Source organism: Acinetobacter sp. TY1, assembly GCF_048551395.1.
Taxonomy (GTDB): domain Bacteria; phylum Pseudomonadota; class Gammaproteobacteria; order Pseudomonadales; family Moraxellaceae; genus Acinetobacter.
In genome coordinates this window covers 1-12,552 of record NZ_JBLYZK010000033.1, presented here as the reverse complement: position 1 = coordinate 12,552, position 12,552 = coordinate 1, and the positions used below count along the sequence as shown (strand labels likewise).

Annotated in this window: 8 protein-coding genes and 2 pseudogenes; 1 reads left to right on the top strand and 9 read right to left on the bottom strand. The window is 37.9% G+C overall.

All coding sequences use genetic code 11. The annotated features are described in order from the left end of the window. Nucleotides 1-116: 116 nt before the first annotated feature. The 8 genes and pseudogenes from ACK2M2_RS14465 to ACK2M2_RS14430 form a co-directional block, all read right to left on the bottom strand. Nucleotides 117-950 carry an SDR family oxidoreductase gene (locus tag ACK2M2_RS14465; RefSeq protein WP_419349544.1) on the bottom strand — a complete coding sequence of 278 codons (834 nt, stop codon included), beginning with the start codon at nucleotides 948-950 and terminating at the stop codon, nucleotides 117-119. A gap of 169 nt (nucleotides 951-1,119) precedes the next feature. Further along, nucleotides 1,120-1,959, bottom strand: a complete 840-nt coding sequence (locus ACK2M2_RS14460; RefSeq protein WP_409512760.1) for an SDR family oxidoreductase — start codon at nucleotides 1,957-1,959, stop codon at nucleotides 1,120-1,122. Between the two features lie 84 nt (nucleotides 1,960-2,043). Next, nucleotides 2,044-3,549, bottom strand: a complete 1,506-nt coding sequence (locus ACK2M2_RS14455) for a flavin-containing monooxygenase (protein ID WP_419349561.1) — start codon at nucleotides 3,547-3,549, stop codon at nucleotides 2,044-2,046. A gap of 187 nt (nucleotides 3,550-3,736) precedes the next feature. Continuing rightward, nucleotides 3,737-3,959: pseudogene (locus ACK2M2_RS14450) on the bottom strand (DUF4011 domain-containing protein); the annotation flags it as partial. Between the two features lie 19 nt (nucleotides 3,960-3,978). Next, the gene (locus ACK2M2_RS14445; protein ID WP_419349542.1) at nucleotides 3,979-4,386 is read right to left on the bottom strand and encodes a GFA family protein; all 408 of its coding nucleotides are present in this window, start codon (nucleotides 4,384-4,386) and stop codon (nucleotides 3,979-3,981) included. A gap of 58 nt (nucleotides 4,387-4,444) precedes the next feature. Next, nucleotides 4,445-5,245 carry a lysophospholipid acyltransferase family protein gene (locus tag ACK2M2_RS14440; RefSeq protein ID WP_419349540.1) on the bottom strand — a complete coding sequence of 267 codons (801 nt, stop codon included), beginning with the start codon at nucleotides 5,243-5,245 and terminating at the stop codon, nucleotides 4,445-4,447. Nucleotides 5,246-5,360: 115 nt separating this feature from the next. After that, complete coding sequence (locus ACK2M2_RS14435) at nucleotides 5,361-6,476, bottom strand: beta-ketoacyl-ACP synthase III (protein ID WP_419349538.1); 1,116 nt, start codon at nucleotides 6,474-6,476, stop codon at nucleotides 5,361-5,363. 47 nt (nucleotides 6,477-6,523) lie between these two features. Next, the gene (locus tag ACK2M2_RS14430) at nucleotides 6,524-10,483 is read right to left on the bottom strand and encodes a DUF3418 domain-containing protein (RefSeq protein WP_419349536.1); all 3,960 of its coding nucleotides are present in this window, start codon (nucleotides 10,481-10,483) and stop codon (nucleotides 6,524-6,526) included. 309 nt (nucleotides 10,484-10,792) lie between these two features. Here ACK2M2_RS14430 and ACK2M2_RS14425 point away from each other — a divergent pair, with 309 nt between their 5' ends. Continuing rightward, nucleotides 10,793-11,797: a pirin family protein gene (locus tag ACK2M2_RS14425; RefSeq protein ID WP_419349534.1), complete on the top strand. Its 1,005-nt coding sequence runs from the start codon at nucleotides 10,793-10,795 to the stop codon at nucleotides 11,795-11,797. Nucleotides 11,798-12,278: 481 nt separating this feature from the next. Here the strand turns inward: ACK2M2_RS14425 and ACK2M2_RS14420 are convergent. Further along, nucleotides 12,279-12,552, bottom strand: a pseudogene (locus ACK2M2_RS14420) (hypothetical protein); the annotation flags it as partial.

The window sequence follows — 12,552 nt, the reverse complement described above, 5'->3', positions numbered from 1 at the left end:
ACCTTATCTCTAAAGTGAATAAGACCATTGAGCAATTTCTCTCAAAGTCAAAAGACAGATGACTCAAGCTTTTGCTAGTAAATGCATCTATCTTTCTTACACTTTTATTTTTTAAATCATGGTTCTACAAACAAATCTACCATCAATTCTTCGTCAGAATCTTCATAACGATACTGATCAAGATCGGTGATACCACGCTCAATTAAAATTTCTTGATCAATTATTAAACGTCCTGTTACAGCACGATTTTGACTGATTAAAATTTGATAGGCTGCATCAGCCATAATGGTTGGTTTTCTTGATCTTGGGAAAAGTGCTTTACCTGCACCGCCGAGTGAGAACTCTACGGCTGCTGTCGCAATCAATGTTCTTGGCCACAGTGAATTGACACTAATGCCAAATTTTTCAAACTCTTGATTCATTCCAATGGTTAACATACTCATGCCATATTTGGTAATTGCATAAGGCGCATAGGTTGAAAACCACTTTGGATCTAAATTCAGCGGTGGAGATAAGCTTAAAATATGCGGATTTTCACTTTTTTGTAAATATGGCAATGCAGCTTGACTACAGACCATCACCGCACGGGTGTTAATTTCATACATCAAATCAAAACGATTTGGATCTAAGGTCTCTACACCTGCGAGATTAATTGCACCTGCATTATTCACAACAATGTCAATGCCACCGAAATGCTCGGCCGCTTCTTTCATGGCTTCAGCAACGGCATTTTGATCACGCACATCAAGTTGAATAGCAAATGCTTTTCCACCTGCTTCTTCGACTTCTTTTGCAACGGTATAAATTGAACCGCCTAATTTTGGATGCTCTGTAGTCGATTTTGCAGCAATCACTATATTTGCGCCATCTCTTGCGGCTTTCAGGGCAATTTCACGACCAATTCCGCGACTCGCACCAGTAATAAAAAGTGTTTTCCCTTGCAAAGACATCGCTATTTCCTTTTTTTGTAATCGATATCAACTAAAATGAATGTTAATTCATTTTTTTGCAATAGTCGGGTCAGTCATTTTCATCACAGTTAAAATTGTACAATTTTAAGAGCCTCAAGCAGATCAAGCTTTTTAAATCAAGATCTTCTTAGCTAGCATGTTTATCGTTTTATTTTCCGATGAGATCATTTAAGCGATGCTCATAGCCTGCACGAGTTTGATGATCAAGCTGTGTCAAAATCCGTTGATCTTTTAAAATACGACGTGCGCCTTTTTGTGCCCATTGTGGTAATGCAATATAACTACGATGTACCAAACGTAAATAATCAGGCACAGCGATGAATAACCTAGGCTTTAATAAGGTCAGTAAAATCGCATCTGCCACTTGTTGTGGCGTCACCGATGGAATTACTTTACCCGCCTCCTCCGTTCCCGAGGACAGTTCTGTCAGTACTTTACTTGGTAAAATGGCGGTAAAACTTACCCCTGAATCTCGATGTTCACCAGCAACCCCTTCCGTCAAACCAATCACGGCGTATTTAGTCGCTGAATAAACCGCAGAACCTGGTAATGCAAAATAACCTGCAAGTGAGGATACATTAATGATATGTCCCTGCTTTTGTTGTAATAATGTCGGCAGTACAAGTTTCATTCCATAAATAACACCCCGTAAATTGATATCAATTTGTGTATCCGTCAGTACTGCCGATTCATCTAAAAAAGCACCCATTGGCATAATGCCCGCATTATTCACTAAAGCATACAAACCACCAAAATGCTGAATGGTATCCTCTATAAAAATTTTAAAACTTTCAGGGTTTCGCACATCTAACGCAAATGCTTTTGCACCAATTCGCTTTGCTTGTTGCTCTGCAAGCTCAAAATCTAAATCACCAATACAGACTTGCGCACCTTGAGCAATTAAAGTTTCTGCTGTAGCCAAACCAATACCTCGTGCGCCACCTGTAATCGCAATCACTTTGCCTATTAATTTTTGTTTGTTGAACATTTTTATTTTCCTTAATTTCATTTTAAAAGTATTTTTATAAATTCATCCTTTAAATTTATATATGTAAACATGTATTCCTAGAATTTATAAATCAGCTTTTTCTACCTCTGCATGATAATCTATACGATACTCTTCAAGATTAAATCGATGCATTTGTTCTTTTAATTTAAAGGTCGTCCACGGCCATACTGTACTATTACGCCCATTTCGATCAATAAAATAACTCTGACAACCACCCGTATTCCAAACCGTTTTTTGCAAAGCAGCCTGAACTTTTTCATTAAACAATTGCATAACAAACGGATCCGTTTCAATGGTTTGAATATCGAGTTCAATCGCCTGTTTTAATGCATCAACGATGTAATTCAACTGTGCTTCAATGATAATAAATGCAGAAGAACTAACAGCGACATTTGGACCAAACATCAAAAAACCATTTGGACAATCGGCAACCATCGTGCCCATATAGCCCTCAGGACTCCCCTGCCAAACTTCAGACATACGTTGCCCAAAACGGTTATAAACTCGATTGGCAATAGGTGGTTCAGCAATTTCAAAACCCGTTCCAAGAATGATCACATCTGCTTCAGCCCGTTCACCGTTGCTTGCAATCAATACATTGCCTTGTACTTCTGCTAAGCCACTCGCAATGACATCAACATTCGGCTGTGCCAAGCTCGGATACCAATTATTCGATTGTAAAATACGCTTACAACCAATAATAAAATTCGGAGTCAATTTGGCACGTAAAATCTTGTCTTTAATGTAGTGATTGAGATGCCATTGTGCCAATTTTTGAAATTCCCTCATGGCTGCTGTACTTTGAATCCCACCATTAATCGTTTCAAATATTCCATATACCGAACCACGCATCAGTTGTTGTGTGATTGGTAGTAATTTAAACAGTGTACGTAAGGGTTTAACTAATGGCATATCTGATTTAGGTAAAATCCATTGTGCTGTACGTTGGAAAATAGTCAAATTTTCAACCAAAGGTTGAATTTGTGGTACAAATTGAACTGCAGATGCGCCTGTACCAATCACAGCCACACGTTTTCCTGTCAAATCAAGATCATGCCGCCACTGCGATGAGTGAAAAATCTCACCTTTAAAATCCTCAATACCTTTTACTTTTGGTAATACAGGCTCATGCATTGGACCACAAGCTAAAATAGCAAATTGCGAGCGCAACTCCCCTTGTGCTGTTTGGATAATCCAACAGTTCTCTACGTCACACCATTGCGCTTTTAAAGCTTCACAGTTTAAACGGACATGCGGCATCACATCATAATGTTTAACGACATCAAACAAATACTGTTTAATTTCTTTTTGCTCAGCAAATACACGCGACCATGCAGGATTCGGTGCAAATGAATAAGAATATAATGCTGATGGTACATCACAAGCACAACCCGGATAGGTATTTTCACGCCAGACCCCACCCATTTCATGCGCTTTTTCAAGTAAGATAAAATCTTCTATACCTGCTTCTTTGAGCTTAATAGCAGCACCTACACCTGCAAAACCACCACCAACCACAATGACACGATAAAAATTCGGATCGTTATTTGTCTTGTTATTTGCTTCCATTGCTTTCATCGCTTAAAATTCATACCAAAGCACACCATTACAAAAGTGTTGAACATTGTCAATTTCCCATCTTGTAGAAATTTTAAGTTTTTTTGCCAATCTGAACTGACTTAGGACAACAATCTTTTCAGCTCTATATTGGGCTTTTTCAAATTCACTTGTAGATCATCATCGCCCGGCAAAGAATCAAGTTCCGAATATCAATTTCAAAATTTTGTCGTAATAATTGCAATAATGTACTGTTAAAACGGAGATCATCCATCCACAAACGATAACCTGACTTTGCTGGCTCATGTGTCATTCGCACTAGAATTAACAATCGCGATGCTTATAAAATTTTTCCGCCTTGTCTGACCCCTTCCACTCTAAAAACCAATCGCTAAAAAGAGCGTATTTGCCCCACCTTCTTCTTAGGTGAATAAATTCATTTTATTGTGATGGCTGAACATGCTGAGTAAACTGCGGATGATCATCTAAAATCTCAAACCAATCCGCCTTTTCACTCGTAAATGCGTGTGATGTTATTTCAATATTGAGTACTTCGTTAATAATACCCACGCGCAAACGGATAACATCAGGTAAATCAGAACGTGCGCTATATAATGGCGATGCACATCTTCGACAAAATACTCGCTTTTTATTCTCCGTAGCATAGTATTCACCAAGCAAATTTTGACCTTGAGTGATTATTAAATCTTTCATTTGAATAGTCGTAATCGCAACAAAAGCTGTTCCTTGTGCTTTTTGACATTGCTGACAATGGCAGATAAAAATCTGTGAAATTTCAGCGTTTATTTTGAGTTGTATGCCATTGCAAAGGCAGGATGCTGTGTACATGGTTTTTCCAATATTATCGTTATGTAGTCAGTCCACCTAAACTTCGAATATTCCCATTTTAGCTTTCTCTTTCACTCTTACTTTTTTGTTGAATATCGAGTTTACGATACTGCTTTAAATTTTCAATTTCGGCATAAAGCAAAGTTTGTAATTCATCTCGAAAATCAATCATATCATCCATGGTTTCGATCTGAGAAATTGGAAGCCAGGGCATAAATTTAAAATAGAATGGTATCCTTTTCGGAATAATATGCTTTGGAATAGAAGGTATTACCTCACCATTTCTCAGAAATTTTCCAATTTTCGGTTGGCTTAGAATTTTATTGAACCATTTCTGTCTGAGTAAAACATTGGCATCAAAACCTAATTCAAAAACTTCATCACCACCTAAAGCCACAAAAGGTGCAATATCATAGCCAAATTCTTGTGCCAATTTTAAAAAACCAAACCGTTGTTTCCAAATAAGTTGATATGCCTCACCTTTGCGTTTAATCACTTCACGACCACCACCAGGAAAAACAAGAATAGAATAGCCTTGACGCATCGCTTCTTTGGCATATTCTTGAACACCATCAACCCCACCAACTCGCTTTACGACTTCTTTCCATAGAGGGATGTGAAAATGCATGTGATCTGCCAAACTCACGATGGCAATTTTATGTTCGTTGAATAAATAGTCGATCAGAATTGGAGAATCCAGTACGTCATAAATCGTATGGTTACCCACATACATCGCAGGTTTATTGGAGTTAAGATTTTCTGTACCTAAGAATGTCGGGCGAAAATAAAAGCGTTGCAATGCACTGATTGCACGTAATAATTTTGGATTATGTTGTATTTCTAGTTTTTTTTGGGTCATGTTGTCTTCCTAAACAACTTAATCCCTCCCAACCTCCCTTTAGCAAAGGGAGGGGTTACCCTCTTTTTCAAAGGTGAGTAGCGACGCTACACAAGAGGGAGAGATTTAGAAATAATCAAACCACACGCTTTTGAACAAGAATCGAACCTACAGAATAACCCGCACCAAATGAACACAGTACGCCATATTCCCCGTCATTCACTTGATCAGCCGTACGATGCAATGCAATGATTACACCTGCTGAAGACGTATTGGCAAACTCATCCAAAATAATGGGAACTAAGGCAGGATCAGCTTCAGCAGCTTCTTTACCCACAACCAATTTTAGAATCAATTCATTCATATTGGCATTGGCTTGATGCAACCAAAATCGTTTTACATTGGCTGGTTCAATCTCATTTTTAGCCAATTGTTTGGTAATGATTTTTGCAACAAGTGGGCACACTTCTTTAAACACTTTACGCCCATCTTGACGGAATTGTTTATCATCACGAGAAGTCAATTCAGAGCCATTTAAGAAACCAAAGTTATTGCGAATGTTATTTGAGAATTGCGTGAATAAATGTGTATCTACAATTTCAAAACCTGTTTTAGTTATGGTTTCTTCAATAATAGATGCTGTTGCAACATCACCAAAAATAAAATGACAATCACGTGAACGGTAATCAGTATGACCTGATGTAATTTCAACATTGACTAACAATACACGGCGTGCACCTGACTTAATCGCATCATAAGATTGTTTCAAACCAAATGTTGCAGCAGAGCATGCAACATTCATGTCATATGCATAACCTTGAATACCAAGTGCTGTTTGAATTTCAATCGCAACAGCAGGATATGCGCGTTGTAAATTTGAACATGCCAAAATTACCACATCAATATCTTCAGCCGTAACACCTGCATTTTCCATCGCTTCTTTTGCAGCAAGAACACCCCACTCTGCTTGAATTGAAAGCTCTTCATCAGCGCGTTCTTCAAGGCGAGGACGTAAACGATTGATGTCCAATGCGCCTGATTTTTCAATTACATAGCGTTGTTTAACACCTGATGCTTTCTCAATAAATTCAGCACTTGAACCTCGACGAGCATCGATCTCACCCGATTCAATTTTTGCAGCATTTTCGCTGTTAAATTGTTCCACATAAGCATTTAAACTTTCAACCAACTCTTCATTGGTAATCACTTCTTCAGGATGGTAAAGACCTGTACCTGTAATTCGGATGCCCATGTAAAACTCCTTTTCCTAATTTACAAATATTTCAAATTGTTTCTATTCTAACTGATTCCGAGCTTTTCCCAAACTTTTTGCAAGCGTGTAGGCGAAATCGGCATTTTGGTTTTCATTGGCTGTGAAAATAATGAAATTCGTAACTCTTCAACCATGAAATACAATTCTTTTAAACGCATATCATTTTTAAATTTAAATAACTTATCCATCCATGGATCAATCTCTTTAATCGCATCCTCATCTCGTTTTAGATTATTCGGCAAACGATCTAAACGCAATAATAATCCTTTTAAATAACGTGGATATTCCTGCCATATGTCGGAAGGTTTGCTATAAACAAAACGAGATAAATCCATTAAATCTAACTGATCTTCAATATCATCCATGCTCTTACCGAAAACGCTTTGATCTAACATCAACAATTTTTGACGAATTTCTTGCCATTGAATATAAATTTCACTAATCATTTTCAAAGCATCTTGGCCATGACTGAGGAATGTCTTTTTGAGTTCTAGCAATAATGTCGCAAATTCTTCAGCATTAATCGGTAAATCTTTGATTGTCATTTGTAAAGTTGCGTAGACAAGCATTTGCTCAAGTTGGGCCTTATCACCCAAAGGTGAATATGCCAATGCCAAAGGTTTTGAAATTTGCTTTTTCAACTGACGAATCAAATCGCCCAATTGCATGTGAACGAGACGGATCACACCTTCTCTATGCTGCTTAATCGCTTCATTTTGATCATTAAAAGTTTGAATCACCACGCCTGATTCATCTTTCGCATCAAGTTTTGAGAAGTCTTTCGTGGGTACAAGTGCCTGATATTGCTTGACGACTACGCCTGTCACTTTTTGAGAGGCTTCAAAAACAAATGAATCGGGGAAAGTTTTAAACTCACCTTTCAATTGCTTTACAGGACTATGAGTTTCACTGCGACAGCGAGCTTTTAGTTCATCAAGGTGGCGACCCTTTTCAATCGTGCGACCTTTTTCATCCACCACAATAATGAACGGAATCAAGTATTGATCAATACGCTCAAAAGAAAAATCTTTTGCAGTGATTTGATCACCACGCAATTGATAGGCAAGAAAATCAAAGATATGCCCATTTAAATGCTGCGCATCTACTGCCTTCAGCAACTTTTTAGCTGTATCGGGAATCGGTACTAAATTTCGTCGTTTATCTTTAGGCAAAGCTTTTAACAATGCTTCAATTAAATCTAAACGCCATCCAGGAATACCCCATGACCAAATATTTTCATCGACTTGTGGTAAGGCTTGCACAGGAATTTTAACTGTTGCACCATCTTCATCATGACTTGGATCAAAGCGATAACTTACAGCAAGACGTAACTGACCATTATGTAAATAATCAGGGAATTGTTGCGTTGTTGGACGGTCGTTCATCCATAGATCATCGTCTTCAGCAAATAAATAGCGCGGATTTTTTAATTCTACTGTCGCTCGCCAATCTTCGAAACTACGGCGACTCGCAATTTCAGTTGGCACTTTAGTTGCGTAAAATTGATAAATCGTTTCTTCATCGACCACTAAATCACGACGACGTAATTTATCTTCAACACGCTCAGCTTCTTCAAGTTTAAGTAAATTATGTCTTAAAAATGGTGGTGATATACCTAAATTACCTGTAGTTAATGCATCACGTAGGAAAATCTCATGCGCAGCAGGCTGATCAACTTTTTCATAATTGGTCGGACGCTTTGGCTCAATAATCAAACCAAATAACGAAATCTGATCATAAGCATTCACCACACCAGGTTTTTTCGCCCAATGCGGTTCAAAATAATGATGTTTCAATAAATTAGGTGCAGCAAGTAAAATCCATTCAGGTTCAATTTTTGCCAAAGTCCGCAAATAAACCTGAGAAGTTTCTACCATTTCAAATGCCATGACCCAAGGCGTATTGGTTTTATGCAAGGTTGATGCAGGAAAAATACGTGCTTTTTGCTGACGTACTGCCATAAAAATATTACGTTCATCAGTCTTATTGGCAATAAAAGACAATAAACCTGTCAGTAATGCACGATGTAGATTTTCATAATTTGCTTGTTTTTCATTAAAAGAAAGTTTTAAACCTTGCGCTAAATCAACCAATTGCTCATGGGTTTTCTTCCACTCACGTAAACGCAACCAACTTAAATAATGCTGTTTTGCAAATGTGCGGCGTTTATTTTCACTTAAATTTTCACGGTTTTCCGTCAGCGTATTCCATAACTTAATGTAGAACAGAAAATCTGAATCAGCTTCTTTAAATAGTGCGTGTTTTTGATCTGCCTGCATTTGTTTTTCTGCAGGTCGTTCACGCGGATCTTGAACAGCAAGTGCTGCCACGATAATCAGAACTTCATTGAGAACACCAAAATGTGCACCGCCCAAAATCATCCTTGCAAGGCGTGGGTCAATCGGCATTTTTGCCATTTGTAGACCAATTTTGGTGAGTTCACTTTTCAGTCCCCCTTTAACACAGGGGGATTGAAGGGGATTTTTTTTATTTGAATCTCCTCTATCCTCTCTTTGAGAAAGAGTGGAATTAGCTTTTAAATTATTTTGAGTTGGCTCATTCATTGCGCCCAATTCAATCAATAATTTACGACCATCATTCACCAAACGATGATCAGGTGGCTCAATAAAGTCAAACTCTTCAACAGAACCTAAGCCTAAACTTTGCATCTGTAAAATCACCGATGCCAAATTAGTCCGCTTAATTTCAGGTTCAGTAAACTCAGGACGGCTTAGGAAATCTTCTTCACTAAACAGGCGAATACAGACACCAGGTGCAATACGACCACAACGCCCTTTACGCTGATTAGCCGCCGCCTGTGAAATTGCTTCAATCGGTAAACGTTGTACACGAGAACGATAGTTATAACGTGAAATACGAGCAAAACCGCTATCGATGACATAGCGAATATTCGGCACGGTTAAGGCAGTTTCTGCAACGTTGGTGGCAATAATAATCCGTCGTCCACCACCTGATGGATTAAAGATTTTTTGTTGTTCTGCAAGTGCTAAACGTGCATAGAGTGTTAAAACTTGCGTGTGTTTAGGTCCAAACTTTTGCAAGGTTTCTTGTAATTCTCGAATTTCAAGTTCAGTACTTGCAAAAATCAGAATATCGGCGTGTTCAGGATGCCCTTTACTTTCCGCATCCTGGAAACATTCTTCAACCGCTTGTACCACTGCACGAGGTAGATTTTCTTCAAAATCATCAAAGTCATCATCATCACTACCGCCAATAGTCATTTCTGAAATTGGGCGATAAATCACTTCAACAGGAAAACTCCGCCCTTCAACCTCAAAAATTGGTGCGCCATTGAAGTAATCGCTAAAACGATTTACATCTAAGGTTGCAGAGGTAATGATAATTTTTAAATCAGGGCGTTTTTTTACAATCGTTTTTAAATAGCCCATGATGAAGTCAATGTTCAACGAACGTTCATGCGCTTCATCAATAATAATTGTATCGTACTTATTTAAATAACGGTCATTGGTCAGTTCAGCAAGTAAAATACCATCAGTCATTAATCGAACAATAGAATCATTCGAGCCTTGTTCATTAAAACGAACTTTAAAACCAATCGATTGACCGAGTTTTTCACCGACTTCTTCCGCAATACGTTGTGACACACTACGAGCGGCCAAACGACGAGGTTGCGTATGCCCAATCATACCCGTTAAGCCACGCCCTGCAAGCATGGCAATTTGCGGTAACTGCGTTGTTTTACCCGAACCTGTTTCACCAGCCACAATAATAATTTGATTGTTTTGAATGGCTTCAATTAATTTATCGGCATACTGCGTGACAGGTAAATCTTGATTAAGCTTAATGGTCGGAAGGCTAGCCAAACGCTTGCGTACTTGTTGATTTGATTTTTCAAAAAGCTCATCATATTTTTCAGGATTAGCCTCTTTACCTTTTTTCAGCCGACTTAAACGATGGCGATCTCGTACCATGACCCATTGATCGACATTTAACTGATTAGGCACAGATGCACTTTCCTGAAATTAAAAATTGAACGTCATATTTTACGCTGTAATGCAGATGAGAGATAGTCTTACACAGCGTAATTCATTTACATTTCATGCAATCACTAAAATCAAAGGCTTTTAACAAAAATAAAAATCATCGATCAAACATATCAATTTAAACCATAAAAAATCATGCTGAAACGCACATGAATTGTGTTCTCACGACATAGACAGATTAGCCATTGAATAATATAACAACGCCCTCAAATATATGTGAATCAATATACATTTATGCCAAATTAAATGTATCAGAATAAGGATAATATGATGTCAAACAACGTAATTTATAGAACTGAAGCGATTCAAATGCAGCTTCGCTTAAAAGACCCATTTATTGTGACCATGCATCATATTGACCATTATCCTCAAGGTAATGCACAAATGGCACCCACTATTCCATCTACTCCTGATGCACGCTACAGCATGTATCACGGTGAAACAGTGCCTGGCTTCCCTGCACATCCACATACTGGCTTTGAAACCATTACTTTAGTCGAGCAAGGTACGGTTGATCATTTTGATTCTTTAGGAAATTCAGGTCGTTATGCAGATGGTGATGTGCAATGGCAAAGTACAGGCAATGGTGTAGAACACAGTGAAATGTTCCCACTTGTGCATCAAGATAAAGAAAATCCATTGGAATTATTCCAAATTTGGTTTAACTCATCGCCTGCACAGAAAAAAGAACACGCTGTCTATAAAATGTTTTGGCGTGAACATATTCCGCATGTTGTGAGCACGAATGCTCAAGGACGCAAAACGGATGTACGTGTGATTTCAGGGCAATTTAATGACCATTGGAGTTTGGCACAACCGCCACATTCATGGGCATTTGCGAAAGAAAATAAAGTGAATATTTTCATGATCGCACTTGATGCAAATACTGAATTAACCATTCCTGCAACGAGTGCAACATCAACACGTTTTGCCTATTTTTATGAAGGTGATACTTTAAATATTGTAGGACAAAACACGCCTGTAAAACGTTTACTTGAGTTAAAACCCGATGTAGAGATTGTGCTTAAAGCAGGTTCGACCATGACAAAAATCTTGTGGCTTGAAGGTGAACCGATTGGTGCACCTGTTGCAGCGCAAGGACCTTTCGTATTGAACTCTCAACAAGAGTTACAAGTAGCATTTTCACATTACTTTGAAACTCATTTTGGTGGTTGGCCTTGGGACTCTGCGGCACCTGTTTTTAGTCCAGAACAAACGCGTATTGCGAGTTATCGCAATGGCGAACAGGTTGAATATCCCGACCAAGTTGTCTAACCATCATTTGATGTGATTTTTAAAAAGCCAATCTACGGATTGGCTTTTTTATGTGCGCTAAAAAATAGATTCAGGTAAAGATAAGGCAATAACAAAAAAATACGCCTAAAAATAGCCAATTGTTATCACATAAATGAATACTGTCGTAGATCACCCGATAAAAAGGTGTAGCCAAAAAATATATTCATAGGAACGGCTAAAAACATTAAAAAATGACATTGAGAACTATAAATAAATGCTTTGATTTTAAAAAATAACCCATTTCGCACAGCAAACCAAATATTGCAATATAAGCGAATAAAATAGGTTCATTGGTCATATAGCCGTTAAGTTCTGAAAAATAAATTAGCTCTGCAGAACCTTAGCCTACCATACACCATGTCTGGATCATGATTAAAAGACATTAAGATAGACAATGATGTCAGCACCAAACTAAAAATGGGGGAATAACGAATATATTTCATTCACATCACTCATTCTTTTATGTTCTAAATTCGTGAAATATAAACATCAAACTTAAAATCATAAAAATGCATTGCCCTATAACCCAAGCCAACAATCCATAATTTTGACAATAAACAATACTGTCATACATTAACTGACCGATTGATGGAGACTCAATCATGCTTAAGGAAATTCCTTGTAGAATAAGCAAAATCATGACAAAAAATGTGTACCAAGCACGATGATAAGACCATAAAAGTGGAAAAAACAAACTCAATGCGATAAAACCACATGTGCCAAATAATGAAGGA

Coding starts and splice junctions, on each gene's coding strand:
- ACK2M2_RS14440 (WP_419349540.1), bottom strand. CDS start 5,245: ATGACCCAAAAAAAACTAGAAATACAACATAATCCAAAATTATTACGT.
- ACK2M2_RS14460 (WP_409512760.1), bottom strand. CDS start 1,959: ATGTTCAACAAACAAAAATTAATAGGCAAAGTGATTGCGATTACAGGT.
- ACK2M2_RS14425 (WP_419349534.1), top strand. CDS start 10,793: ATGTCAAACAACGTAATTTATAGAACTGAAGCGATTCAAATGCAGCTT.
- ACK2M2_RS14435 (WP_419349538.1), bottom strand. CDS start 6,476: ATGGGCATCCGAATTACAGGTACAGGTCTTTACCATCCTGAAGAAGTG.
- ACK2M2_RS14465 (WP_419349544.1), bottom strand. CDS start 950: ATGTCTTTGCAAGGGAAAACACTTTTTATTACTGGTGCGAGTCGCGGA.
- ACK2M2_RS14445 (WP_419349542.1), bottom strand. CDS start 4,386: ATGTACACAGCATCCTGCCTTTGCAATGGCATACAACTCAAAATAAAC.
- ACK2M2_RS14455 (WP_419349561.1), bottom strand. CDS start 3,549: ATGGAAGCAAATAACAAGACAAATAACGATCCGAATTTTTATCGTGTC.